Source organism: Rhizobium phaseoli (genome assembly GCF_001664385.1).
GTDB lineage: Bacteria > Pseudomonadota > Alphaproteobacteria > Rhizobiales > Rhizobiaceae > Rhizobium > Rhizobium phaseoli.
The window spans coordinates 955,843-979,959 of record NZ_CP013532.1; the positions used below are offsets into that span (position 1 = coordinate 955,843).

Below are 24,117 nucleotides of genomic sequence, written 5' to 3' on the forward strand. Positions count from 1 at the left end.
GATTTTCGATGGAATGTTCCCGCGTTCCATGCCCGGAGTTCGTGTTGCGTCGAAAGAGCCCCTCCCGTAGCAAGCTGCGTCTTCTTCCCGAGAACTGGGTATCGCCTATCATCTTCGGGCTCGCCGGCTGGCTGATCTTCCCGAGCGTCGCCTCCCAAGCCGATCTCGCCACCATGCTCGCCGGTCTAGATCGTGAGGGCGAGAGCTGGCGCATGGTGCTGACCAACTCTCCCGCCGGCTCCATTCATCAGGCCGAACTCGCCTTTGCCGATCCTGAAGTGACGGGTTCGATTTCGTCGGGCGCCGGCATGGTGCTGCCGGATGGCCGCAAGGTTGCTTTTACTGCCAAAGACAAGGGCCACGACGACACGCCGGACGAGGATCGCGTCAATCGCGCCATGAAGAAGGGCCGCATCGTCGCCGTCGAAAAAATGCAGCCGCCGAAGGATTTTTCGGCCGGCTCCATCCTCGAGCGCACTAGGATGCTGTTCACCCCGAGCTTCGATCTCAAGGAAAGGTCGGCCTTCGTCAAGCCGAAGATCCAGGGCAAGGAAATCGAGATCGCTACGTCTTTCTATAAGAAGCGGCCGGTGATCGAGGATAATGGCGTGCCGGCGATGCTCGCAAGCCTCGTCACCAGCAACAAGGCCGATGTGCTGGCCACGGCCTATGCGCCGGCAGCGCCCGATTATTCCCGCCAGTCACCCTTCGATTCGATCCTGACCGAGCCGGACAGCGGCCGCTTCGTCCCCGAAATCGGCCCGCGCGATCACGCCTGGGCCGCAAGCGTGCTGCCGGCAAGCGTCTTTTCCGCCCGCGAGCAGCAATGTCTTGCCTCCGGCATCTATTTCGAGGCGCGTGGAGAATCGGTGAAGGGCCAAGCGGCCGTCGCCCAGGTCATCCTCAACCGCGTCCGCAATCCTGCCTATCCGAAGAGCATTTGCGGCGTCGTCTATCAGAACGAGGACTGGCGCAACCGCTGCCAGTTTTCCTTCGCCTGCGACGCCATCAAGGACAGGGTGAACTCGGAATATCACTGGCGAGTCGCCCGCGACGTGGCGATGGCGGTGACATCAGGCAAGATCTGGCTGCCGCAGGTGGGCTCGGCGACCCACTACCACGCCGTCTACGTCCGCCCGAAATGGGCAAAGACCATGGAAAAGGTCGGCCGCATCGGCCTCCACGTCTTCTACCGCACCTATGGCGGCGGCTGGAGCTGAGATAAATCGTCCGGGTCCGGTCGATTTCCGGCCCCGAAAAGCGGATTCTTTCCGTCGAATTTGCTCGATCGGCCTTTGAGCGATTTATCCCTTTGATTCGACGAGATTATTTTCTCGCTGGACAGAAGCTGTCTACGCCTTGACTATACTAATCCCTAAAACTATGTTGCGCGCGACTTCAGAACGGGCCGGAAGGGTCTCAACCTTCGCGTCCGGGGTCCGAATGACCGGGGTAGCGGGAGTGCGGGCGACGGGCAGGCGAGGAGAGATCCATGGCGGACGATCGCGAGGAAAGTCTTGAAAAGCGCCGTGCGCAATTGGGAGCGGAACTCGCAACCAAGCGCGCTGAGGCGGGAGTGGAACACGCAAACGAGGCCCAAGCCGAGGTAAGCCGCAAAGGTTATGCCCAGGCGATGAAGCTTTCCAGCGAGTTCATTGCCGCCATCGTCGTCGGTGCCGTCCTTGGCTATCTCCTCGACCGTTTTGTTGGCACGGCGCCTTGGGGGTTGATTGTTCTTCTGCTTCTCGGATTCTGTGCCGGCGTTCTGAACGTGCTGCGTTCTGCGGGGGTGGTGGCCCATCCCCTGGACGACAAGGACGACAAAAAATAAGGACCGGTCCCGGTCCCCTGCAATGACCCCGCGTCCTGCGGGCCAAAGAGAGAGTACAAGCGGTGTCTAACGATCCGACTCATCAGTTCCTGATCCAGAAGATTGTCCCGATCGAAGTCGGCGGAATTGATTTTTCGTTCACCAACGCCTCGCTGTTCATGGCCGCTTCGGCTGCCGTTGCCGTCGGCTTCCTCTATTTCGCGACGTCGAACCGCGCCATCGTGCCGGGCCGTTCGCAGTCGGTCGCGGAAATGTCCTATGAATTCATCGCCAATATGCTGAAGGAAGGCGCGGGCAAGCAGGGAATGAAGTTCTTCCCGCTGGTCTTCTCGCTGTTCATGTTCGTGCTGACGGCGAATCTGCTCGGTATGTTTCCCTATTTCTTCACGGTGACGAGCCAGATCATCGTCACCTTCGCGCTGGCGATCCTCGTCATCGGCACGGTGCTGGTCTACGGCTTCTATAAGCACGGCTTCCACTTCCTGAATGTCTTCGTGCCTTCGGGCGTGCCGGGCATTCTGTTGCCGCTGGTCGTCGCGATTGAAATCATTTCCTTCCTGTCCCGTCCGATTTCGCTCTCTGTTCGTCTTTTTGCGAACATGCTCGCCGGTCACATCACGCTGAAGGTGTTCGCAGGCTTCGTCGCCTCGCTTGGAGCCCTCGGTGCCGTCGGTGTCGGCGGAGCCGTTCTTCCCCTGATCATGACCGTCGCCCTGACCGGTCTCGAGTTCCTCGTCGCCTTCCTCCAGGCTTACGTCTTTGCGGTGCTGACTTGCATGTACCTCAATGACGCGATCCATCCGGGCGGGCACTAAGGATAACGACATCGACGTCAAAGGGCGTCAGTCATTCGCCGCAACAACCATTTCAAAGGAGTTCAACATGGAAGCGGAAGCAGCAAAGTTCATCGGTGCAGGTCTGGCTTGCTTTGGTATGGCCGGTACGGCTCTCGGCCTCGGCAATATCTTCGGCAGCTACCTCTCCGGCGCTCTGCGCAATCCGTCTGCCGCTGACAGCCAGTTCGGCCGTCTGGTATTCGGCTTCGCCGTTACGGAAGCTCTGGGCATCTTCTCGCTGCTCGTCGCTCTCCTCCTGCTCTTCGCCGTCTGATATCGGCGGATAGATGGATCACGGCCTGCGACCGCAAGCCGTGATCCTTTGCATTTGCAGTCCACCTGGAGGTGAGCATGTTTTTTGTGACCCCGGCTTACGCTGAAGAAGCACCGGCGGCAGCGACTGGCACGGATGCGCATGCCGCTCCGGCCGCAGGCGAGGTCCATACGGAGACCGGCGTTGCCGAAGGCGAACACGCCCGCGGCCCGTTCCCGCCTTTCGATTCGACGACCTACGCATCCCAGCTGCTCTGGCTGGTGATTACGTTCAGCGTCTTCTACCTCCTTATGCAAAAGGTCATCGCGCCGCGCATCGGGGCCATCCTCGATCAGCGTCACACGCGCATCTCCCAGGACCTGGAAGAAGCAGGCCGCCTGAAGGCGGAAGCCGACGCCGCCGTCCAGACCTATGAAGGCGAGCTCGCCGCCGCACGCGCCAAGTCGAATGCGATCGGCTCGGCCGCCCGCGACGCCGCCAAGGCCAAGGCCGAAGAGGATCGCCGCGCTGTCGAGGCGAGCCTGTCGGAAAAGATCAAGGCTGCCGAAGTCCGAATCGCCGACATCAAGGCGAAGGCGTTCGCCGATGTCGGCACCATCGCCGAGGAAACGGCGGCTGCCGTCGTCGAACAGCTGATCGGCGGCACTGCTGCCCAGGCTGATGTCGCCGCCGCCGTCGCGGCCGCCAAGAAGGAGGCTTAAGCGATGGAATTTCATCTTGACGCGACTTTCTTCGCTTTTGTTGGCCTGGTCCTGTTCCTGGCGCTGGTCGTCTACCTGAAGGTTCCCGGCATGATGGCACGGTCGCTTGATGACCGCGCCGATCAGATCCGCAACGAGCTGGCCGAAGCCAAGCGTCTGCGCGAAGAGGCCCAGCACCTGCTCGCCGAATACCAGCGCAAGCGCAAGGAAGCGGAAGCCGAGGCGGCTCACATCGTTGCCGCCGCCGAGCGCGAAGCTGAGATGCTGACCGCCGACGCGAAGAAGAAGACGGAAGAATTCGTCGCCAATCGCACGGCGCTCTCCGAGCAGAAGATTCTGCAGGCCGAGGCCGAAGCGATGAAAGCGGTCCGTTCCGCCGCCGTCGATCTGGCGATCGCCGCCGCCGAAACGGTGCTCGCCAAGCAGGCCGACGCCAAGGTCCAGTCCGAACTGTTCGGCAATGCCGTCAGCCAGGTCAAGACGCGGCTCAACTGAGCGGTATCGAATGGAATGAGGAAAAGGCCGGGCATGTCCCGGCCTTTTTTGTTGTTGACGACCTCGTTCGTCGCGTTGTTTCCATGCGGGCGGAATTCACGGATCATGCGAAATCCGGCCGAGCAGATCATCGCCAGCCCCTCATCCGCCTGCCGGCACCGACCGGGGTCGAGCCACGGGTCTCGACCCGTCCTTCGGACCCCCGCTTGCGGGGCGAAGGGAATATGCGGCAAGCTCTCGGTCCCTCTTCCGCCTCTCGCGAGGCACGTCCCCTCGCCCCGTTTACGGGGGTCCGAAGGACGGGTCGAGGCGAGTGACTCGACCCCGGTCGGGCTAGGGTGAGGGGCGCCATCGGGTGTGGAACGGACAGCCGCAGGCTCGTGCCGGTTGAGCAGGCCTATTCCGGGATCAACTCATCCATCTCGGGCCCGTCCTCGCTCTTGCGCAACGGCCGGAAACTCATTCGGTGCAGGGAGCAGGGGCCGTGTTTCTCGATGCCGGCGCGGTGCTGCGCGGTGCCGTAGCCGGCATGCGCGGCGAAGCCATAATCCGGAAAGACATTGTGGGCGCGCGCCATCATCCGGTCGCGTGTCACCTTGGCGACAATCGAGGCGGCGGCGATCGAGACCGAACGGGCGTCGCCCTTGACCACGGCCTGCCCGGGGCAATCGAGGCCGGGCGGCACGTCGAGGCCGTCTGTCAACACGTAGCTTGCCGGAACGGCAAGACTGCAGATGGCGCGGCGCATGGCGTCGAGGCTTGCCTTGCGGATATCCGTCTCATCGATGCGCGTCGAGCTGGAAGAGGCGATCGAGACGGTCGCGGTCGCGAGAATCTGCACGAACAATTCCTCGCGCCGCTGCGCCGAAAGCTGCTTCGAATCGTTGAGGCCCTCGGGGATGCGCTTCGGATCGAGGATGACGGCGGCGGCGACGACCGGCCCGGCAAGCGGCCCGCGGCCGGCCTCGTCGGCCCCTGCGACGGGCCAGTGGCCGGCCTTTCGGGCTTTGAGCTCCAGGCGGAAATCCGGCACGAGCGGAGCCGTGTCGAACAGCAGGGGAGAATCGGGTGACGTGCGAGGTTTCATGCGGCTGAACCTCGCACGCCAACCCGATTTCCCGCAAGTCCCCGGATCAGGGCGGCGGGCCGGGGACGGTCCGGCGGATGGTGGCGGTCAGGGCCATCCGCGGGGATTGCGCTCGGGGCTCGAAAACCGGGCGGTTTCCCGAGGACCGATGCGCAAATTTTCTAAATCAGAGCAGCGACAGCTGCACGCCGCTGCCATCCGGCGGCACGAACAGATCGTCGCGCAGCGGCAGGCCGCGTCGCGTCAAGCCGAAGCGTCGAGCTGCCATTTCGAAGCGGCGGGCGATCTGCCACGCATAGGGACCGGCGCCCTTCATGCGCTTGCCGAATTCTGCATCGTAATCCTTGCCGCCGCGCATCGAGCGCACCAGCGACATCACATGCCGGTAGCGATCGGGATAATGCTGCAGCAACCAGTCGCGGAAGAGCGGGCTCACCTCGAGCGGCAGCCTGAGGATGACATAGCTCGCCTCGACGGCGCCGGCCGCCTTGGCCGATTCGAGGATACGCTCCAGCTCGTGATCGTTCAGCGCCGGGATCAGCGGGGCAACCATCACAGCCGTTTGGATCCCCGCTTCCGACAGCGTGTGAATGGTCTCCAGCCGACGCGGCGGCGTGGCGGCGCGCGGCTCCATCGTCCGGGCAAGCTTGCGGTCGAGCGTGGTCACGGAGATGCCGACGCGCACCAGGTTCTTTGCCGCCATCTCCTGCAAAATGTCGAGATCCCGCAGGATCATCGCCGACTTGGTGACGATCGAGACCGGATGGTTCGCCTTGTTCAAAACCTCGAGAATGCCGCGCATGATGCGCCATTCCTTCTCGACCGGCTGATAGGGGTCGGTATTGGTGCCGATGGCGATCGCCCGCACCTTGTAGCCCGGCTTGGCGAGTTCCCGCTCCAGCAGCTTTGCCGCATCCGGCTTGGCAAACAGCTTCGTCTCGAAATCGAGCCCCGCCGAAAGCCCCATATAGGCATGTGTCGGCCGGGCGAAACAATAGATGCAGCCATGCTCGCAGCCGCGATAGGGATTGATCGAGCGGTCGAAGGCGACGTCGGGCGATTCGTTGCGGGTGATGGCCGTGCGCGGCCTTTCGATCTGCACCTCGGTCTTGAACGGCGGCAGCTCTTCCAGCGTCTGCCAGCCGTCGTCAAAGGTCTCCCGCTGCAGCGCCTCGAAGCGGCCGGTCGGGTTCAATCCCGCGCCGCGCCCGCGCCGCCGATCGCCCTCGACCCGCAGCCCGGAGGACGCGATCATCGCATCGGCAATATCTGCCGTATTGGCAGGCGCGAATGCGGCCTGCCCTGCCAGGGACTGCTCTCTCATCGGATTCTCCCGCGGCGGGAAGCGACGCCTCCGCCCGTTTTGATGATTAAATTCCTATCGGCAAATGGAGAACAATGCAAGAACAAAATGCGGAAAACGCCGCTGGCAAAAATTTGTGCGGCGCATTATGAGTAGGCGATGTTGACGGTTGTTCTCGAGTGTCAGGATCAGGAATCCGAGCTGGCCCAGACCCTGTCGGTCTTGGTGGCAGGCGCGGTGGAGGGGCTCGTCGGCGATGTGGTCGTGCTCGATCACGGCTCGCGCGACGGCACGTCGCGGGTCGCCGACGCGGCCGGCTGCCGGTTTCATTCGCAGTGGGATATCAAGGATATCATCGGTTCCGCCCGCGGCGACTGGCTGCTTTTCGTCGAGCCCGGTGCACGCCCGCAGGCGGGCTGGATCGACGAGATTGCCGAATATATCGCTCTCAACAAGCTGCCGGCGCGCTTCACCGCCTCGCGCGGTTACCGGCGCCCGTTTTTCGAGCGCATCGGCCGCGCCACCCCGCCGCTGGAACTTGGCCTGCTGATGCCGAAAAGCCAAGCGCTGGCCGCTGCCAGAAGCGGCATGCCGCTCGCCGCATTCGCCAAAGGCCAGAAGCTGCGCAAACTGGCCAGCGAACTCATTCCTTCCTGGGTGGCGCGCGCTGCGCGGTGAGTGATTTCGCTCTCCATCTTGCTCTGGGCTTGAGCGCGCATGTCTACTTGGCGCCGAAAAAACGGCCCATCACCTGACCCTTGCCGCGGTCGAGCCACGGGTCTCGATCCGTCCTTCGGACCCCCGTAAAACGGGGAGAGGGAACGTGCCATACGATAAGTAGGAGAGGGACGGAGAGCTTGCGGAATGGTTCCTTCGCCCCGTTCACGGGGAGAAGGTGGCGGCAGCCGGATGAGGGGCCGATTTGTCGTGAGCGCGCTTCGGCGGTCCTTCCCACATCGCGCAAAAAATGGCGCCCGATCAGATTTCGCGCTATAATTCGTGCATGGCGCCGCCGAAGCGCCGCGCTTCGCAACGGATGGCCATGGAATGCCGGTGGACGGCAGAACAGGTCGGCGAAAATCTCCTCTTCTGCCGGGTTTCCGGCGAAAGGAGGTGCGTCATGATCCGCCATATGCTGTACGGTCTCGTGGCCGTCATGTCGGCGATGTTGATGATCGCGCATCCGCATTCGGCAGCATCGCAGGCGATGCTCAGTTGCGCAGGCCGATCCGACGTCGTCAAATACCTGGATACGAATTTTGCTGAGAAGCTGACGGCGGTCGGGCTGGTCAACGAGAACGCCATCCTCGAGGTCTATGCCGCCGAAAGCGGCACCTGGACGCTCATCGTCACGGATGTTCACGGTGTAAGCTGCATCCTGCTGTCGGGTGACAGCTGGGAAACGATGCCGTCTCTGCCCGGCCTTGCGACCTAAAGAGTGTCGTGATCGTTCGGATTGGCTTCTGGCGAAATTCTATTTCTTCGCGCCGCGTTTCAGATGCTCGTCGAGACGCGGCATGATCTCGACGAAGTTGCACGGCGTGCTGCGGTAGTCGAGCTGCGCTTTCAGGATGCCGTCCCAGGCATCGCGGCAGGCGCCGGGCGAGCCCGGCAGAGCGAAGATGAAGGTGGCGTTGGCGACACCTGCCGTGGCGCGCGACTGGATCGTCGCCGTGCCGATCTTGTCGTAGGAAATGCGGTGAAAGACGGCGGAAAAGCCGTCCATGCGCTTTTCGAACAAGGGTTCCAGCGCCTCGGGCGTCACATCTCGGCCGGTAAAGCCGGTGCCGCCTGAGGTTATGACGACATCGATGTCGTCCCGTTCGGTCCAGGCCTTGACCTGCGCGGCGATTGCGTCCCGGTCGTCAGGCACGATCGTCCGGCCGACCAGCCGGTGACCCGCCTCAGTGATCCGCGCCGCCAGCGTATCGCCGGATTTGTCGGTTTCCGGCGTGCGGGTATCCGAGACGGTGAGAATGGCTATGCCGACGGCGATGAACGGCCGCTTCTCGTCCAGACCTGCCATTACATGCCTCCCGAAGCCGTTTCCGTCGCCTGGACATACCAGTCGGGCCGCTCGCCGTGAAGAGCTGCCGCCGCCTCTTGCGCCGCCGTCATTGTCGAAAAGATCCCGAAGCAGGTGGCGCCGGAGCCGGACATGCGGGTGATGAGCGCGCCGTGCGCCTGCAGCATCTGCGAGATCACGGCAATCTCCGGCACCAGTTCGCGCGCTGGCGGCTCCAGATCGTTGCGGGCCGAGCCGATCGCCGTGAGCCAGTCGCCGGTCGCGGACAAGCTGCGAGCGAGATGCAGGGCCGGATTGTTCTTTGCCGCCAGCCGGCGGAAGACCTCAGGCGTCGAAACGCCCTTCAGGGGATTGGCGAGCACCATGGCAAAGGCCGGCAGATCCGGCACGGCTTCGATTCTTTCGCCGATGCCGCGGGCAATCAGCGGCCGGCTTTCAAAACACATCGGCACATCGGCGCCGAGCGTCAGCGCGAGGCGGGCAAGCGCCTCCGCCGGCAAACTCATGCCCCAGAGCCGCATCAGCCCGCGCAGCGTTGCGGCCGCATCGGCCGAGCCGCCGCCGATGCCGGAAGCGATCGGCAGGTTCTTTTGCAGATGGATATGCACCGGGAAGGCGAGGGCGCCGACCTGCTCGCGCAGGAGATCGCGGGCCCGCAACACCAGATTGCCGCCGTCGCCGGCAAGCGCCTCGCCGAAAGGGCCAGACAGCGTGAAAGCGTCGGCCTGTGCAGGCAGGAAACCGAGCCGGTCGCCGCAATCGGCGAAGGTCACCAGCATATCGAGCAGATGGTAGCCATCCGCCCGCTGGCCGGTCACATGCAAAGCGAGGTTGATCTTCGCGCGCGCCTCTTCGGTGACGCCGCAGCATGATGCCGAAAAGTGTGAGCGGTTTTCGGACGACGTCATGCTCTATTTCTTCGGGAATCCGGCCGGGCCCTCTTCAGGCATGTTTGCCGCCCGTCAGGATTTCTTGTCGACCGGCGGCGGAGTGACCGGTGCCGGATCCGGCTGCTTCTTGTCGGCCGCCCTGGCATCGTCGCTGGCAGGAGGCAGGCCGTTGGCGACCTTGTCCTTGATCTTTGGAATTTCGGCGGCTTCCGGCTCGGAGGCAAGCGCCCGGTTCCACTGATAGACGGCCTCGAGCTTGCGGCCGACGCGCCAGTAGGCGTCGCCGAGATGGTCGTTGATCGTGGCGTCGCCGGCCTTGATCTGTGCGGCCCGCTCCAGCTCGTCGACAGCATCGTCGAAGCGGTTGAGGCGGAAATAGGCCCAGCCGAGCGAATCGATGATGTAGCCGTCGTCAGGGCGAAGCTCGACGGCCTTCTTGATCATGCCGAGACCCTCGTCGAGGTTCCGGTTCATGTCGATCCAGGAATAGCCGAGATAGTTCAGCACCTGCGGCTGATCGGGATTGAGTTCCAGGGCCTTGCGGAAATTCGGCTCCGCCTGGTCCCACTTCTTCAGCCGCTCATAGGCGATGCCGCGCTGGAAGAAGACGCTCCAGTTGGGGCGGCCGGGAAAGGGGCCGATCACTTCGACGGCCTTGTCGTAATTGGCGGCCATTGCCTCGTAATCCTTGGCGTCGGAGAGCACGCTGCCATAGGCGAGGTAGCTGCGGATGTCCTTCGGGTCGGAGGCGATCAGCGCCTGCAAGTGCTTGCGCGCCTCGTCCACCTTGCCGCCCTGGGCAAGGGCAAGGCCGAGCTGCAGCTCGGAGATGCGCCGCATCGGCGAATTTTCCGGCACTTTCTTGTAGAGCGCGATGGCGCGGTCCATCTGGTTCTGCTTCTCGGCGATGCCGCCGAGCAGCACCAGCGTATCGGCGCTGTTGGGGTCGAGTGCATTGGCCGTCTGCAGGTAGAGCGAGACGATGTCCTCGGCGCCGTCGCGGTTCAGCGCGCCGCCGACCGAAAACAGCACGCCGGCGGCCCCTTCTTCAGCGGTCTTGACCTGTTGCTCCTGCTTCTCGCCCTTTTCGATGCTGTCGCGCAGCGCGTTCAGCGGCGCATAATTCGGCAGCAGGTTGTCGCCGACGGACACGGCGTCGAGCGCCTTCTGCTTGTTGCCCTGTGACGCTTCGAGGCGGGCAAGCGCCATGACCGCGCGCATGAAGGTATCGGGCGCCGTCGCACCGCCTTCCTTGTCGAGCACGGCGTCGTTCAGATGCTGGCGGGCCGATTTCACGTCGCCGGTGACGACGGCGATCGCGCCGGCATTGTAATTCTGGAAGATGCGGACCCAATCCGGCCCCTTCATCTTCTCGACCATGGCAAGCGCTTCCTTGCCGCGGCCGGCGCCGACCCGGGCCCAGGCGAGTAGCAGGTCGTTCATCATCCGGTCGAGATCGTTCGGACCCTTGTATTTCAGGATGGATTCGGCAGTCTTGTAATCGTCGCGGCGCACGGCATCCATGCCGCGCACGATGGTGGTGATGCGCTCGACCGAGGGATCGCCCTTCAGGTCGTTGGCATATTTGACGCCCTCCTTGATGTCGCCGTTGAGCAGCAGCGAGATCATCAGCCGCTGGCGAATCTCCGGATTGCCGGGCTCGATCTGCAGCGCCTTCTTGTAGAGCTCGATGGCCGTCTCGTAATCATGATCGACATCGGCGGTGCGCGCGGCGAGGAAAGCGCCGGAGAAGGTGGTGACGCTGTCGGCATCGAAGGTCTCGGTTTTGCCGGCATCGGCCGCCGTCTTGGCCGCATCTTCGGCGTTCACGCCGGCGACGCCGCCGAGCGAAAGAACAGCCGCCAATGCTGCGCTCGTAAGAAGACGGATGGCAAGTCTCTGCCGCATGAGGAAACCTTTCTTCGAGAGCGTCCGGCCATGATGCCGATCGCAAATCAGTTGTGATCACTGATTCATAACAGGATGGCTTTTTTGAAGCGGCGCCGCAAGAAAATCAGCCCGCGATCGAGAACGTTTGATCAGTTGACGCGCTCGATGCAGAAATCGATCACTTCCATCAGGGCGGATTTCCAGACCGTATCGGGAAGCGGCGCCAGCGCGTCGCGGGCGATCGTGCCGTAATGGACCGCCCGGCCGATCGTGTCGGCGAGCGTGCCGTATTTGGTGATCAGCCCGAGGGCTTTTTCCAGATTGGCGTCGCTGCTGTTGCCGGCCTCGATCGCATCGCGCCAGAAGGCGCGCTCGTCCTCGGTGCCGCGGCGATAGGCGAGGATGACGGGCAGCGTGATCTTGCCTTCGCGGAAATCGTCACCGACATTCTTGCCGAGATCGGCGGCCTTGCCGCCATAATCGAGCGCGTCGTCGACGAGCTGGAAGGCAAGCCCCAGATTCATGCCGTAGGATTTCAGCGCGTTGCGGCCGGAGCGGCCGGTTTCGGCGACGATCGGCCCGACTTCGGCGGCGGCGGCAAAGAGGGCCGCCGTCTTGGCGCGGATGACGGCGAGGTAGTCGTCCTCCGTGGTCTCCATGTTCTTGGCAACGGAAAGCTGCAGCACCTCGCCCTCGGCGATCACGCAGGCGGCGGAAGACAACACGTCGAGCGCGTCGAGCGAGCCGACATCGACCATCATGCGGAAGGCCTGGCCGAGCAAGAAGTCGCCGACCAGCACGCTTGCCTGGTTGCCCCAGATCATCCGCGCCGTCGATTTGCCGCGGCGCAGGTCGCTTTCGTCGACGACGTCGTCATGCAGCAGTGTCGCCGTGTGCATGAATTCGACCGAGGTCGCGAGCTTGACGTGATTTTCGCCGCGATAGTCGAACAGCGAGGCGGCCGCCAGCGTCAGCATCGGCCGCAGCCGCTTGCCGCCGGACGAGATCAGATGGTTCGCCACTTCGGGGATCATCTGCACGTCGGAGCCGGCCTTGGACAGAATAAGCTGGTTCACCCGCTCCATATCGGCCCTGGTGAGATCGACCAGCGGCTTGATGGATGCCAGTTTGTTTTTGCTTTCTTCAAGCGGTATGACCACGCCCAACGACCCGGACTCCTGTTCATTCATTGCAGCTGACAATAGAAAGGGGCGATGGACGCGGCAAGAGGTGAATTGTCGCGCAAGGCGAAATTGGAAGGAAAATGACGGCAAATGCATGAACTTATCCGCGCCAACGACCCCGTTCTGCTGTCCTATGCCGAGAGCCTGATGAAGGATGCGGGCATTCATTGCTTCATCGCCGATCAGGGCATGAGCGTGCTGGAAGGGTCGCTCGGCATGCTGCCGCGCCGTCTGCTGGTCGACGAGGAAATGGCCGACCAGGCCCGCCGGATCCTGATCGACGCCGGTCTCGGCGGCGAGCTGCGCGACAGGAAGTGAGCGAAATGACCGGCGCGCCTGGCCAAACAATCGACGCCTTCCATCGCGGCGCCTTCCATCTGGTGCAGCCGCAGGGCAGGGGGCATCGCGCCGGCATGGATGCGATGCTGCTGGCCGCCCTCGTCGCCGACGATCGCCCGGTCAGGGTTGCCGATCTCGGCGCCGGCGCCGGTGCTGCCGGCCTTGCCGTCGCCTCGCGCCTTGCCAAGGCGCAAGTGGTGCTCTTCGAGCGTTCGGCCGAGATGGCCGATTATGCCCGCCGCAGCATTCTCCTGCCGGAAAACGCCCATCTTGCCGCCCGCGTCAGCGTCGTCGAGGCGGATGTGACGCTGACCGCCAAGGCGCGCAACGATGCCGGGCTTGCCGATGAGAGCTTCCATCACGTCATCATGAACCCACCCTTCAACGATGCCGGCGACCGGCGCACGCCGGATGCGCTGAAGGCCGAAGCCCATGCGATGACCGACGGCCTGTTCGAAAGCTGGATCCGCACGGCCGGCGCGATCATGATCCCCGGCGGGCAATTGTCGCTGATCGCCAGGCCCCAATCGATCGCCGAGATCATCGACGCTTGCGGCCGGCGCTTCGGCGGCATCGAAATGACAGCCATCCATCCGCGCGAGGGTGAAAACGCCGTGCGGATCCTGGTGACCGCGATCAAGGGATCGCGGGCGCGGCTGTCGCTGCGCGCGCCGCTCATCATGCACGAAGAGGGGAGCCACAGGTTCTCCCCTCTCGTCGACGATTTCAACAATGGCCGGGCGGCCTATGCAAGGCTTCGATCAGCGGCTAGAGCATGATGCCGAAAAGTGTGAGCGGTTTTCTGACGACATCATGCTCAACTCTTTAATTTAGAACAGGATTCAGATTATAGGCCGCCGGGCCTAAAATCATCCTGTTCTAGCCGGTGACGAAGTCGAAGAGCAGCTTGACGTTCAGCCCGGCGATCACGACCGCAATCACATAGGCGATGCCGCTCAGCCAGCGCGGTGCGACGAGTTCGCCCATCTTGGCCTTGCTGGCGGTGAACATCACGAGCGGGAAGACGGCGAAGGAAAGCTGCAGGCTGAGCACCACCTGCGTGAGGATCAAAAGCTGCGCCGTGCCCTGGTCGCCGTACCAGATGGTGACGATTGCCGCCGGCACGATGGCGATCGCCCGGGTGATCAGCCGGCGCACCCATGGCTGCAGCCGGATCTTGAGGAAACCTTCCATGACGATCTGGCCGGCAAGCGTCGCCGTCACCGTCGAGTTGAGGCCGCAGCACAGAAGCGCGATGCCGAACAGCGTCGGCGCGATCGCCAGGCCCAGCAGCGGCGACAGCAGCGAATGGGCCTCGCCGAGTTCGACGATGTCGGTCCTGCCATGTGCATTGAAGGCGGCCGCGGCCAGGATCAGGATCGAGGCGTTGATCAGCAGCGCGAAACAGAGAGCGACCGTCGAGTCGATCGTCGCATAGGTCAGCGCCTCTTTCTTTTCCGGAACCGTATGGCCGTAGGCCCGCGTCTGCACGATGCCGGAGTGGAGGTAGAGATTGTGCGGCATGACGGTCGCGCCGAGAATGCCGAGCGCCAGATAAAGCATCTCAGGATTGGTGACGATCTCGGTGGTCGGGAAGAAGCCGGTGATGACGGAGCCCCATTGCGGGTCGGCAAGCAGTATCTGCACGCCGAAGCAGAGCGCGATGACGCCGAGCAGCGCGATGATGAAGGCTTCCACCCAACGGAAGCCGAGCTTCTGCAGGAAGAGGATCACGAAAACGTCGAGCGCGGTGATGAGAACGCCGAGTTCGAGCGGAATGCCCATCAGCAGGTTGAGGCCGATCGCGGTGCCGATCACCTCGGCGATGTCGGTGGCGATGATGGCAATTTCGGCAAAGGCCCAGAGCGGCACCGAAACCCATTTCGGATAGGCGTCACGGCACGCCTGCGCAAGGTCGCGGCCCGAGGCGATCGCCAGACGCGCGCAGAGCGATTGCAGGACGATTGCCATCAGGTTGGAAAGCAGTGCGACGGTGAGCAGCGCATAGCCGAATTTCGAGCCGCCGGCGAGCGAGGTCGCCCAGTTGCCGGGGTCCATATAGCCGACGGCGACCATATAACCCGGCCCGGCAAAGGCCGCCGCTCTGCGCCATCTCGAGCTGTGACGCCCAGTTCCGACGGTGCGATAGACATCCGACAGCGACGCCTCTCCGCGTTCGTGCCGCCAGCCGCTTGTTGCATTGGGATTGAGGGCGTCCATGCCATTTCCACCTGTTTATCGTCTCTGCACTATGACGAATTAGAATGATAATGCAAGTCATTCGCAACAAGAAAAATCATCCCCGATGTTTTGCAAACGCGGCCATTGCGTTTGTCGTTCCAGCGCATACATGGATGCCGATCGCAGATGACGATCGGGCGACCCGAAGCGAAGGATGGGAAATGGCCGGATTCTTGAGAAAATTGCTGCCGAAACGGTTCCGCAAGGATGGCGTCACCATCCCGGTCGTCAGATTGCAGGGCGCGATCATCAGCGGCGGCGGCCAGTTCCGGCCGACCCTCAACCTCGCCAATGTCGCCCCGGTTCTGGAAAAAGCCTTCGCCATGAAGGACGCGCCGGCGGTTGCCATTGCGATCAACTCGCCGGGCGGCTCGCCCGTCCAGTCCCGGCTGATCTTCACCCGCATCCGCGAGCTTGCCCGCGAGAAGAAGAAGAAGGTTCTGATCTTCGTCGAGGATGTCGCCGCCTCCGGCGGCTATATGATCGCGCTTGCCGGCGACGAGATCATCGCCGACGCCACCTCGATCGTCGGCTCGATCGGCGTCGTCTCCGGCGGTTTCGGCTTTCCCGAACTGCTGAAGAAGATCGGCGTCGAGCGCCGCGTCTATACCGCCGGCGAGAACAAGGTGATCCTCGATCCGTTCCAGCCGGAAAAGGAAAAGGACATTGAGTACCTGAAGAGCCTGCAGCTCGAAATTCATCAGGTCTTCATAGCGATGGTGCGCGAGCGCCGCGCCGGCAAGCTGAAGGACGACGCGACGGTCTTCTCAGGCCTGTTCTGGAGCGGCACCCGCGGCCTCGAACTCGGCCTCATCGATGGCCTCGGCGACATGCGCCAGGAGCTGAAGCGGCGCTACGGTCAGAAGACGAAGCTGGAACTCGTCACCGCCAGCCGCGGCCTGCTCGGCCGCCGCATTCCCGGCGTGTCGCCGGTCTCGCTCGAGGGGGCGGGATCTAGTCTTGCGACGGGGCTTGTCGAAGCGGCCGAAGAAAGAGCATTGTGGAGCCGCTTCGGGCTTTAAGGGAGCGAGAGAGGGACATGGCGCAGCTTATCACCATCCTGGTGCTGGTCTTTTCGGCCTGGTGGCTCTACCGCCGCTTCGTCTCCGACGCCCGCAAGCTCGCCGAAAAATCCCGCCGCGCCGAAAAGGAGCGCCAGACCGGCGCGATCGGCACGCTGGTCAAGGATCCCGTGACCGGGGAAAACCGATTGAAGCGGGATGAGGAGTAGGTCCCGGCTGTCCCGCCCCTCATCCGCCAGGGGCAGAGGCTCTCTCCATACGGGCCGGCCCACTCTTGCAAAACCCTTGACCCCTGCGACCCACCATGGCACCTGTCGCGCCGATAATTCCCAAGCAATCGGTGCCGTTTCATGTCAGCCATCCCAGACCATATGAACCCGAAGCGCTCCTTCCAGGCGCTGATCCTGACCCTGCACAGCTACTGGGCGGACAAGGGTTGCGCGGTGCTGCAACCTTACGACATGGAGGTCGGCGCCGGCACCTTCCATCCGGCCACCACGCTGCGCGCCCTCGGGCCGAAGCCGTGGAAGGCAGCCTATGTGCAGCCGTCGCGGCGTCCGTCCGACGGCCGCTATGGCGAAAACCCGAACCGGCTGCAGCATTATTACCAGTACCAGGTCATCCTGAAGCCGAACCCGCCGAACCTGCAGGAGCTTTATCTCGGCTCGCTGGCGGCAATCGGCCTCGACCCGCTGCTGCACGACATCCGTTTCGTCGAGGACGACTGGGAAAGCCCGACGCTCGGCGCCTGGGGCCTTGGCTGGGAATGCTGGTGCGACGGCATGGAAGTCTCGCAGTTCACCTATTTTCAGCAGGTCTGCGGCATCGAATGCGCGCCGGTCGCCGGCGAACTGACCTACGGTCTCGAGCGTCTTGCCATGTATGTCCAGGGCGTCGACAATGTCTACGACCTGAACTTCAACGGCCGCGAGGGCGACGAGAAGATCAGCTATGGCGACGTCTTCCTGCAGGCCGAGCAGGAATATTCGCGTCACAATTTCGAATTCGCCAATACCGAAATGCTGCACCGCCATTTCGTCGATGCCGAGAAGGAATGCCGGGCACTGCTCGATGCCGGCGCGCCCGACGACAGCGCCAACCTGCGCCTGCACAAATGCGTCTTCCCGGCCTATGACCAGTGCATCAAGGCAAGCCACGTCTTCAACCTGCTCGATGCCCGCGGCGTCATCTCGGTCACCGAGCGCCAGAGCTATATTCTGCGGGTGCGGACCCTCGCCAAGGCCTGCGGCGAAGCCTTCCTGCTGACCGACGCCGGCGGCGTCAATCTGTCGAAAGAGGCGGCGTGACGCAAAAACCTGCCAGCCGTATCGTCCACATCAACGGCTGGCCAGGCACCGGGAAGCTGACCGTCGGTCGCTTGCTGGCGAAAAGCCTCGGCGCGCGGCTCATCGACAATCACATGCTGCTTAATCCGGCCGAAGCTCTTTTCGCCCGCAGCAACCCTCTGCATGCATCGCTGCGCGAGCAGGTTCGTCGAGCGGTTTTCGACCATGCCGTGCGCGCCGATCCGGCCGAAAGCTTCGTCTTTACCGATGCTCTTGCGGATGACGCGGATGATAGTGCGACGTTCTCCTGGTATGTCGATCTGGCAGCCGCCAGAGGCGCGGATCTGGTCGCGGTTCTCCTCGATTGCGCGCCGGAGGAGAATGCCAGGCGCCTCGTCTCGCCCGGCCGGTCCGAGGCGCTCAAGCTGACGGATACGGCGAAGCTGCAACAGCTCCGGGCAAACTATAAACTGTTGCGCGGACTGGCTGAACAGACGGTCGAAATTGATACGACGGAGCTTTCGCCGGAAGAGACGGCGGCCCGGATTCTCGCGCATCTCGGTGTTTGACGATAGCCGGGAATCCTGCGTGGTCTTTGCACAAACATTGACCTCGTTGCAGGCGTTGGCGATGAGCCAAGACCCGCGCGAGGCCTTCCTGCTGACCGACGCAGGCCGCGTCAGTTTCTCGAAAGATTCTGCGTAAAAGCACCTCTAAAAAATCACCGCTTCCGCGACTGCGCTTCTTTTACGCGAACCGCTCGACCACTATCTTATCGCTGTTTCGATCAGGTATAGATTCGGTCTGTCTTTTGAAGAGCAGTATTCTTTATTTTAAAATCGCGTTTGAAAACTGCGCAGCCCGTGTGCCGCGGCTGTTATCATGGCTGACACCATGCGCAGTTCTTGTCCTGCTGACCTCGTGCAGCGATTTTGACAATGAGTTCGCCGTCCAGTCGGCAAACACCACGATCGAAGTCTCCACCGACGGCACCGCCTTTGTGTCCGAAAGTTTCGACATCCTGGTCAAGAGGGCGGCAAATTACGGCGGCGTTTACGTTGACATCCCTCAACGTTTCACGGATGCATCAGGTGGTACTCACTGGCGAGATTTCAAACTTGCCGCAGCTCGGCGTGACGGAGAAGACGAATACTATTCCCGGGAACATAATGTACCGGGCCGCTCGATTTATATAGGGGCGGAACACTGCAAAAGTTGCTCTGCAGATCTGCCCACCGGCCTTACAAAGATCCAGATCGCTTATTGGCTCGGACGCCTCGTTCGTCAGGAAGGCGACCACGAGATTCTCTTCCTGCCGGCCTATATGGGCCGCGTGCACGGCCAGGCAGCGAAAAAAACGCTTACGTTGAAGCTGCCGCCGGGCGGAACGTTACGGCCCGCGCAACAGAATCGAGCGGCCGCCTATGACCTCAGGCGCAGCGCACCGAATGAGATCTTGGTGTCAATTCCAGCAGGTAAAGGGGATCGAGTCCTGCCGGATATCGAGATTGAATATCCCGCAGGCACCTTTGTGACAGTCACGAGCGGCAAGCGGGTACAGTTATGGCTTTCCGATCACTTTCTCCCATTCCTCAGCATTTTAGGGCCGCTCATCGTCGGTCTGGTCGCTATCCTCAAATTTCGACAGTCATGGCTTGTGCCTGCACCATTGATAACTGTCGACGCCAAAGTGACGGAAAGCATATCCCCCGCTCTGGCAGCCTATTTGTTCCGAGACTGGAAAGCAGACGCGGCAAAGGCGGCCTTCATGGCGTCTGTCTGCCATCTCGCAGTCAAGCGAACGCTTCGCATTTCCAGCCTGGGTGAGGATGCCGAGGCTTCGGACTTATTGGCAAAGCAGGACCGAAGGAAGAGCAAGGCGGGTCGCGCCAAATGGTATGATCTTCCGGCTGCAACGCGCTTGGTATTCGGCGGCATTGCAAAGGAACCGTCTGTCGGCGATCGGCGCAGAGTTAAAAATGCCCGGCCTGATGTGAGAGATGAATTGCACAGAACAATCACTGAGGAATATCAGAAGATCAGAGGCATAGATCGGTGGAGCTTGGCGGCTGCAGCCTCCATTTTGGTTCTCGGCATTGCCGTCGCCTCTTTCTCGGGCCTTTTTCTTTTTTCCGCGGCCATCTCAGGGTTATTGCTCACTGTTTTTCTCGTGGTTGCTATGTTCCGCCATCCAGAGCGGTTTCCCGTGGCCACCGGTACCTTCGAGCAGTTCAAACAGGCGATGAGTTTGATAGTGGGTCTTCCGATGATGGCGATTGTTGCACTTGTCTATATCGGCACGACTGAGGTGATCAGCGAGCAGTGGCCATATTTAATGGCGATCTTGCTGCACATTGTCGGCGTGATCGCCGTCTTGGCGATGCTGCGCATACCGACGGCGAAGCAGCGGCAGATCCGCAATAACATGCTCGTTTTGAACCGTTATTTGCGCGGCGAGATAGATGGCCCTGCAATGTCGGTCGAATGCTACGAGCATTATCTGCCTTTCGCCGTTGCGCTCGACATCGAACATCGTTGGACTGAACGGTTCAATCTCTGGCAAGAAGGCCAGAAGATGGATGCCTATGCTCCCGATTGGCTGATAACCCCTTAAACATACGGATATTCATCAAAGTCTCGTCAAACCGGCTGTAGAATTGTTTCGCCAAGATGACTTTGCGGTGCCGAATCACTAACGTGCGTTCATCAAATCGGGGAGCCCATCTGCATGTATGTGATACTTGCCGTTATCGTCGTCATCGCACTCTACATTGTCTTCATCTATAACGGCTTGGTTCGCTCCCGGCAGATGGCGGAGGAGGCCTGGTCGGGCATCGATGTGCAGTTGAAGCGCCGCGCCGATCTGATCCCGAACCTGATCGAGACGGTCAAGGGCTATGCCGCCCACGAAAAGTCGACGCTCGAAGAGGTGGTTGCGCTCCGCAACAAGGCGCAGGCCGTGCCATCCGGCGATGTCGTGGGCAGGGCGCAGGCGGAGGGGTTGCTCGGCCAGGCGCTGGGGCGGGTCATCGCGCTCGCCGAGGCCTATCCGGATCTTAAGGCCAACCAGAATTTTGCCGAGCTCCAGGCTTCGCTCGAAACCATGGAAGGCGAGCTGCAAATGGCGCGGCGTTATTACAACGGGGCGGCCCGTGATCTGAACGTCAAGGTCGAAAGCTTCCCCTCCAATCTCGTCGCCGGCCAGTTCGGATTTGCCAAGCGGGAGTATTTCGAGATCACCAATGAGGCCGATCGCGCCGTTCCCAGCGTGAAATTCTGACGATCGGCATTTTGCCTTTGCGAAAAAGCGATTAAGAGCAGGGGCAGACTGCGGCCGATAAGAGCTTGTCGCGCAAAAGTGTGCAGCGGTTTTGCGATGACGACATGCGCAAAACCAAAGACCTAAAGCGCGGGCCAAGCGAATCTGAAAGATCGCGATGCGCTTTAGGCTCGCCCATGGACGGAAGACTTAGCATGACACGCACAGCCAAACTCACGATCATCCCGCCGGGCAGGCCGCTTTCGGGTCGCGCCATGCCCCCGGGTTCGAAGTCGATCACCAATCGCGCGCTGCTGCTCGCCGGCCTTGCCAAGGGCACGAGCCGGATGACCGGCGCGCTGAAGAGCGACGACACACGTTATATGGCCGATGCGCTGCGCGCCATGGGCGTTGCGATCGACGAGCCCGATGACACCACCTTCGTTGTGACCGGCAGCGGCCGACTCATGCCGCCGAAGGCGCCGCTCTTCCTCGGCAATGCCGGCACGGCCACACGCTTCCTGACGGCGGCCGCCGCTCTCGTCGACGGCACCGTCGTCGTCGACGGCGACGAGCACATGCGCAAGCGCCCGATCGGCCCGCTGGTCGAGGCGATGCGCACACTCGGCATCGATGTCAGCGCCGATACCGGCTGCCCGCCGGTCACCGTCAGGGGCACCGGCCGCTTCGAGGCCGACCGCATCCTGATCGATGGCGGGTTGTCCAGCCAATATGTCTCGGCCCTGCTGATGATGGCGGCCGGCGGCGACCGTCCTGTCGACATCGAACTCGTCGGCGAGGATATCGGCGCGCTCGGTTATATCGATCTCACCACGGCGGCGATGAAGGCCTTCGGCGCCAGGGTCGAAAAGACCAGTCCCGTCACTTGGCGCGTCGAGCCGACCGGCTACCGCGCCGCCGATTTCGTCATCGAGCCGGATGCATCCGCCGCGACCTATCTCTGGGCGGCCGAAGTGCTGAGCGATGGCCAGATCGATCTCGGCGTACCGAACGATGCCTTCACCCAGCCGGATGCCAAGGCCTACGAGACGATCGCCAAGTTCCCGCATCTGCCGGCTGAAATCGATGGTTCGCAGATGCAGGATGCCGTGCCGACGATCGCCGTGCTTGCCGCCTTCAACGCGACGCCGGTCCGCTTCGTCGGCATCGCCAATCTGCGCGTCAAGGAATGCGACCGCATCCGTGCGCTCTCCACCGGCCTCAACAACATCCGCGAAGGTCTGGCCGTCGAGGAGGGGGACGATCTGATCGTCCATTCCGATCCTGCTCTCGCCGGTCAGACGCTGCCGGCCGAGATCGACACCTTTGCCGATCACCGCATCGCCATGAGCTTTGCGCTTGCCGGCCTGAAGATCGACGGCATCACCATTCTCGATCCCGATTGCGTCGGCAAGACCTTCCCGGCTTACTGGCGCACGCTCGCGGCCCTCGGCGTCACATATCAGGGCAAGGATTGACGAAAAGCGCGGCCGGGCCGCCGGCGGGGAGACAGGAATGGGGCGTCGGTTTTTCGGATTCTGCTTGGCGCTCTTGTTGATGCTCGCCGCGCCGGCGGTCTTTGCCGCCGAGGTGATCGACAGCTTCGCCTCCGATATTACGCTCGAAAAGAGCGGCGCGATGACGGTGACGGAAACGGTCACCGTCACTGCCGAGGGCAACCGGATCAATCACGGCATCTTCCGGGACTTTCCGCTTTATTTCACCGATTTCGGGGGCCGTCGCCGCAGCGTCGATTTCGATATGGTGTCGGTCAGCCGCGACGGCGCGGACGAGCCCTGGCATACCGAATCGATATCGGGCGGCGTCCGCATCTATGCCGGTTCGGCCGAGGTGACGGTGACGCCGGGGCGCCATCGCTACGTCTTCACCTACAAGACCGACCGTCAGATCCGCTATTTCGCCGATCACGACGAACTCTACTGGAACGTCACCGGCAATGGCTGGATCTTTCCGATCCGCTCGGCCACAGCGATGGTGCGGCTGCCCCCGGGTGTCGCAGCCACGGACACGATCTTCTTCACCGGTCCTCAGGGCGCGACGGGAAAGAATGCCCGGGTCGGCCAAACTCCGGCCGGCCTCGTCTTTGCGACCACCGCGCCGCTCGATGCCAATGAGGGCCTGACCTTCGCGATCCGCCTGCCGAAGAGCTCGATCGATCCGCCGAGCGCCGATATGGAAAGCAGCTGGTGGCTGAGGGACAACCGCGATTATTTCATCGGCTTCGGCGGCCTGATCCTGGTTTTCGCCTATTATCTGAGATCCTGGCTGAAGGTCGGCCGCGATCCCGCCCGCGGTGTCATCGTGCCGCGCTGGGATGCGCCAGAGGGCGTCTCGCCGGCGCTGGTCAACTATATCGACAACAAGGGCTTCTCCGGCGGAGGCTGGACGGCGCTTGCCGCAACCGCGCTCGATCTGGCCGTCCGCGGTTACGTCAAACTCGAGGATCTCAAGGATTCGATCATCATTCGCGGCACCGGAAAGCCACCCGGCAGGGAAAAATTCCAGGCCGGCGAGACCGAGCTCCTGAAAGCTGCCGGCGGCGCCGGATCGACACTGACGATCGACAAGGCCAATGGCGAGCGGGTGAAATCCGTCGGCCAGGCCTTCCGTTCGGCGATCGAGAAGGAGCATCGCGGAAAATATTATAATTCCAACATCGGCTACACCACAGGCGGCATCGCCCTCAGTGCCGCCGCCCTGGTGGCGCTGTTCGTCTTCGGGTCGCTCAATCCCGACACGATCATGCTGATGCTGATCCCGATTGCGATCTCGGTCTTCATTGCCGTCTTCATCGCCGGTTTGGTCAAGTCGCTGCATCACGGCCGATCGCTGTTCGCCAAGGTGATGGCCATCATCGCCGCGGCAGTCGGTGTTTTCGTCGGCGTCAGCATCCTTTCGATCGTGGTCCTGACATTTGCCTCGTCGCTGATGGAACTGCACGAGACGCCGATGCTCTTTGCGATCGGCGGCATCGTGCTGCTCAACATCCTCTATTTCTTCATCATGGGCGCGCCGACCCCGCTCGGCGCCAGGATGATGGACGGCGTTGACGGCCTGCGGCAATATCTGACGCTGGCCGAGAAGGACCGGATGAACATGGCCGGCGCGCCCAAAATGTCGCCGCAGCATTTCGAGACGCTGCTGCCCTATGCGGTGGCGCTCGGTGTCGAAAAACCCTGGTCGCGCACCTTCGAAACCTGGCTTGCGGCAGCCGCTGCCGGCACGGCCGCTGCCTATGCGCCGTCCTGGTATTCCGGCAATTTCGACGGCGGCCGCTTTTCCGATCGTGTCGGCGGCTTCTCGTCGTCGATGGCCTCGACCATTGCCTCGACGATCCCGTCGCCGCCGCCATCGAGCTCATCTTCCGGCTTTTCCGGCGGCGGTTCGTCCGGCGGGGGTGGCGGCGGTGGCGGTGGCGGGGGCTGGTAAGCT

The 24,117-nt window shown here is 62.4% G+C and carries 25 protein-coding genes; 18 read left to right on the forward strand and 7 right to left on the reverse strand.

The genetic code is table 11. The features are described 5' to 3' along the window. The first annotated feature begins 8 nt into the window (after positions 1-8). The 6 genes from AMC88_RS04595 to AMC88_RS04620 all read left to right on the forward strand — a co-directional run bounded on the left by AMC88_RS04595 (position 9) and on the right by AMC88_RS04620 (position 4,137). The gene (locus AMC88_RS04595) at positions 9-1,220 is read left to right on the forward strand and encodes a cell wall hydrolase (protein WP_049772051.1); all 1,212 of its coding nucleotides are present in this window, start codon (positions 9-11) and stop codon (positions 1,218-1,220) included. Between the two features lie 272 nt (positions 1,221-1,492). Then, positions 1,493-1,831 carry an AtpZ/AtpI family protein gene (locus AMC88_RS04600; RefSeq protein WP_004675822.1) on the forward strand — a complete coding sequence of 113 codons (339 nt, stop codon included), beginning with the start codon at positions 1,493-1,495 and terminating at the stop codon, positions 1,829-1,831. Between the two features lie 62 nt (positions 1,832-1,893). Then, complete coding sequence (locus AMC88_RS04605; protein ID WP_010004512.1) at positions 1,894-2,646, forward strand: F0F1 ATP synthase subunit A; 753 nt, start codon at positions 1,894-1,896, stop codon at positions 2,644-2,646. Between the two features lie 67 nt (positions 2,647-2,713). Beyond that, complete coding sequence (locus AMC88_RS04610; protein WP_003588243.1) at positions 2,714-2,941, forward strand: F0F1 ATP synthase subunit C; 228 nt, start codon at positions 2,714-2,716, stop codon at positions 2,939-2,941. Between the two features lie 77 nt (positions 2,942-3,018). Then, positions 3,019-3,642 carry a F0F1 ATP synthase subunit B gene (locus AMC88_RS04615; protein ID WP_004675823.1) on the forward strand — a complete coding sequence of 208 codons (624 nt, stop codon included), beginning with the start codon at positions 3,019-3,021 and terminating at the stop codon, positions 3,640-3,642. Between the two features lie 3 nt (positions 3,643-3,645). Then, on the forward strand, positions 3,646-4,137 hold the full coding sequence (locus tag AMC88_RS04620; protein ID WP_004675824.1) for a F0F1 ATP synthase subunit B: 492 nt from the start codon (positions 3,646-3,648) through the stop codon (positions 4,135-4,137). A gap of 397 nt (positions 4,138-4,534) precedes the next feature. On the opposite strand, the gene AMC88_RS04625 is transcribed toward AMC88_RS04620, so the two are convergent. Further along, on the reverse strand, positions 4,535-5,224 hold the full coding sequence (locus tag AMC88_RS04625; RefSeq protein WP_064824865.1) for a ribonuclease HII: 690 nt from the start codon (positions 5,222-5,224) through the stop codon (positions 4,535-4,537). A 166-nt stretch (positions 5,225-5,390) separates the two neighbouring features. Beyond that, a complete protein-coding gene (locus AMC88_RS04630) occupies positions 5,391-6,548 on the reverse strand; it encodes a PA0069 family radical SAM protein (protein WP_064824866.1) in 1,158 nt (385 codons plus the stop codon). 138 nt (positions 6,549-6,686) lie between these two features. Here AMC88_RS04630 and AMC88_RS04635 point away from each other — a divergent pair, with 138 nt between their 5' ends. Continuing rightward, complete coding sequence (locus AMC88_RS04635; RefSeq protein WP_010017818.1) at positions 6,687-7,205, forward strand: glycosyltransferase family protein; 519 nt, start codon at positions 6,687-6,689, stop codon at positions 7,203-7,205. Positions 7,206-7,647: 442 nt separating this feature from the next. Beyond that, a complete protein-coding gene (locus AMC88_RS04640; RefSeq protein ID WP_064823065.1) occupies positions 7,648-7,962 on the forward strand; it encodes a hypothetical protein in 315 nt (104 codons plus the stop codon). Positions 7,963-8,001: 39 nt separating this feature from the next. Here AMC88_RS04640 and moaB read toward each other — a convergent pair whose 3' ends face one another. The 4 genes from moaB to AMC88_RS04660 all read right to left on the reverse strand — a co-directional run bounded on the left by moaB (position 8,002) and on the right by AMC88_RS04660 (position 12,499). Next, positions 8,002-8,553: a molybdenum cofactor biosynthesis protein B gene (gene moaB, locus AMC88_RS04645; protein WP_064824867.1), complete on the reverse strand. Its 552-nt coding sequence runs from the start codon at positions 8,551-8,553 to the stop codon at positions 8,002-8,004. Then, on the reverse strand, positions 8,553-9,461 hold the full coding sequence (locus AMC88_RS04650; protein WP_064824868.1) for a 4-(cytidine 5'-diphospho)-2-C-methyl-D-erythritol kinase: 909 nt from the start codon (positions 9,459-9,461) through the stop codon (positions 8,553-8,555). The genes moaB and AMC88_RS04650 overlap by 1 nt, the downstream gene beginning before the upstream one ends. A 54-nt stretch (positions 9,462-9,515) precedes the next feature. Beyond that, the gene (locus AMC88_RS04655; RefSeq protein ID WP_064824869.1) at positions 9,516-11,351 is read right to left on the reverse strand and encodes a tetratricopeptide repeat protein; all 1,836 of its coding nucleotides are present in this window, start codon (positions 11,349-11,351) and stop codon (positions 9,516-9,518) included. Positions 11,352-11,482: 131 nt separating this feature from the next. Further along, a complete protein-coding gene (locus AMC88_RS04660; RefSeq protein WP_064824870.1) occupies positions 11,483-12,499 on the reverse strand; it encodes a polyprenyl synthetase family protein in 1,017 nt (338 codons plus the stop codon). Between the two features lie 108 nt (positions 12,500-12,607). On the opposite strand from AMC88_RS04660, the gene AMC88_RS04665 reads away from it, so the two are divergent. Both AMC88_RS04665 and AMC88_RS04670 read left to right on the forward strand, forming a co-directional pair. After that, complete coding sequence (locus AMC88_RS04665; RefSeq protein WP_004672609.1) at positions 12,608-12,835, forward strand: putative signal transducing protein; 228 nt, start codon at positions 12,608-12,610, stop codon at positions 12,833-12,835. 5 nt (positions 12,836-12,840) lie between these two features. Continuing rightward, positions 12,841-13,635 carry a tRNA1(Val) (adenine(37)-N6)-methyltransferase gene (locus AMC88_RS04670; protein WP_064824871.1) on the forward strand — a complete coding sequence of 265 codons (795 nt, stop codon included), beginning with the start codon at positions 12,841-12,843 and terminating at the stop codon, positions 13,633-13,635. A 100-nt stretch (positions 13,636-13,735) separates the two neighbouring features. Here AMC88_RS04670 and AMC88_RS04675 read toward each other — a convergent pair whose 3' ends face one another. After that, positions 13,736-15,076 carry an Nramp family divalent metal transporter gene (locus AMC88_RS04675; protein ID WP_016734641.1) on the reverse strand — a complete coding sequence of 447 codons (1,341 nt, stop codon included), beginning with the start codon at positions 15,074-15,076 and terminating at the stop codon, positions 13,736-13,738. Between the two features lie 182 nt (positions 15,077-15,258). Between AMC88_RS04675 and AMC88_RS04680 the strand changes: the two genes are divergently transcribed. The 8 genes from AMC88_RS04680 (at position 15,259) to AMC88_RS04715 (ending at position 24,114) form a co-directional block, all read left to right on the forward strand. Then, complete coding sequence (locus AMC88_RS04680) at positions 15,259-16,119, forward strand: S49 family peptidase (protein ID WP_004672606.1); 861 nt, start codon at positions 15,259-15,261, stop codon at positions 16,117-16,119. A gap of 17 nt (positions 16,120-16,136) precedes the next feature. Next, positions 16,137-16,328, forward strand: coding sequence for a hypothetical protein (locus AMC88_RS04685; protein WP_064824872.1), 192 nt, complete (start codon positions 16,137-16,139; stop codon positions 16,326-16,328). A gap of 141 nt (positions 16,329-16,469) precedes the next feature. Further along, entirely contained in the window at positions 16,470-17,426 is a 957-nt protein-coding gene (locus AMC88_RS04690) for a glycine--tRNA ligase subunit alpha (RefSeq protein WP_004672605.1), read from the forward strand. Further along, positions 17,423-17,974, forward strand: coding sequence for an AAA family ATPase (locus AMC88_RS04695; RefSeq protein ID WP_064824873.1), 552 nt, complete (start codon positions 17,423-17,425; stop codon positions 17,972-17,974). Before AMC88_RS04690 ends, AMC88_RS04695 begins: the two co-directional genes overlap by 4 nt. Positions 17,975-18,270: 296 nt before the next feature. Next, positions 18,271-20,019, forward strand: a complete 1,749-nt coding sequence (locus tag AMC88_RS04700; protein WP_064824874.1) for a DUF2207 family protein — start codon at positions 18,271-18,273, stop codon at positions 20,017-20,019. A 114-nt stretch (positions 20,020-20,133) separates the two neighbouring features. After that, positions 20,134-20,685, forward strand: a complete 552-nt coding sequence (locus tag AMC88_RS04705) for a LemA family protein (protein WP_012482870.1) — start codon at positions 20,134-20,136, stop codon at positions 20,683-20,685. Between the two features lie 194 nt (positions 20,686-20,879). After that, positions 20,880-22,142, forward strand: a complete 1,263-nt coding sequence (gene aroA, locus AMC88_RS04710) for a 3-phosphoshikimate 1-carboxyvinyltransferase (protein WP_064824875.1) — start codon at positions 20,880-20,882, stop codon at positions 22,140-22,142. A gap of 37 nt (positions 22,143-22,179) precedes the next feature. Continuing rightward, on the forward strand, positions 22,180-24,114 hold the full coding sequence (locus AMC88_RS04715; RefSeq protein ID WP_064824876.1) for a DUF2207 domain-containing protein: 1,935 nt from the start codon (positions 22,180-22,182) through the stop codon (positions 24,112-24,114). Positions 24,115-24,117: the final 3 nt, after the last annotated feature.

Coding starts and splice junctions, on each gene's coding strand:
- AMC88_RS04595 (WP_049772051.1), top strand. CDS start 9: ATGGAATGTTCCCGCGTTCCATGCCCGGAGTTCGTGTTGCGTCGAAAG.
- AMC88_RS04600 (WP_004675822.1), top strand. CDS start 1,493: ATGGCGGACGATCGCGAGGAAAGTCTTGAAAAGCGCCGTGCGCAATTG.
- AMC88_RS04610 (WP_003588243.1), top strand. CDS start 2,714: ATGGAAGCGGAAGCAGCAAAGTTCATCGGTGCAGGTCTGGCTTGCTTT.
- AMC88_RS04615 (WP_004675823.1), top strand. CDS start 3,019: ATGTTTTTTGTGACCCCGGCTTACGCTGAAGAAGCACCGGCGGCAGCG.
- AMC88_RS04620 (WP_004675824.1), top strand. CDS start 3,646: ATGGAATTTCATCTTGACGCGACTTTCTTCGCTTTTGTTGGCCTGGTC.
- AMC88_RS04625 (WP_064824865.1), bottom strand. CDS start 5,224: ATGAAACCTCGCACGTCACCCGATTCTCCCCTGCTGTTCGACACGGCT.
- AMC88_RS04630 (WP_064824866.1), bottom strand. CDS start 6,548: ATGAGAGAGCAGTCCCTGGCAGGGCAGGCCGCATTCGCGCCTGCCAAT.
- AMC88_RS04635 (WP_010017818.1), top strand. CDS start 6,687: ATGTTGACGGTTGTTCTCGAGTGTCAGGATCAGGAATCCGAGCTGGCC.
- AMC88_RS04640 (WP_064823065.1), top strand. CDS start 7,648: ATGATCCGCCATATGCTGTACGGTCTCGTGGCCGTCATGTCGGCGATG.
- moaB (WP_064824867.1), bottom strand. CDS start 8,553: ATGGCAGGTCTGGACGAGAAGCGGCCGTTCATCGCCGTCGGCATAGCC.
- AMC88_RS04650 (WP_064824868.1), bottom strand. CDS start 9,461: ATGACGTCGTCCGAAAACCGCTCACACTTTTCGGCATCATGCTGCGGC.
- AMC88_RS04655 (WP_064824869.1), bottom strand. CDS start 11,351: ATGCGGCAGAGACTTGCCATCCGTCTTCTTACGAGCGCAGCATTGGCG.
- AMC88_RS04665 (WP_004672609.1), top strand. CDS start 12,608: ATGCATGAACTTATCCGCGCCAACGACCCCGTTCTGCTGTCCTATGCC.
- AMC88_RS04670 (WP_064824871.1), top strand. CDS start 12,841: ATGACCGGCGCGCCTGGCCAAACAATCGACGCCTTCCATCGCGGCGCC.
- AMC88_RS04675 (WP_016734641.1), bottom strand. CDS start 15,076: ATGGACGCCCTCAATCCCAATGCAACAAGCGGCTGGCGGCACGAACGC.
- AMC88_RS04680 (WP_004672606.1), top strand. CDS start 15,259: ATGGCCGGATTCTTGAGAAAATTGCTGCCGAAACGGTTCCGCAAGGAT.
- AMC88_RS04685 (WP_064824872.1), top strand. CDS start 16,137: ATGGCGCAGCTTATCACCATCCTGGTGCTGGTCTTTTCGGCCTGGTGG.
- AMC88_RS04690 (WP_004672605.1), top strand. CDS start 16,470: ATGTCAGCCATCCCAGACCATATGAACCCGAAGCGCTCCTTCCAGGCG.
- AMC88_RS04705 (WP_012482870.1), top strand. CDS start 20,134: ATGTATGTGATACTTGCCGTTATCGTCGTCATCGCACTCTACATTGTC.
- aroA (WP_064824875.1), top strand. CDS start 20,880: ATGACACGCACAGCCAAACTCACGATCATCCCGCCGGGCAGGCCGCTT.
- AMC88_RS04715 (WP_064824876.1), top strand. CDS start 22,180: ATGGGGCGTCGGTTTTTCGGATTCTGCTTGGCGCTCTTGTTGATGCTC.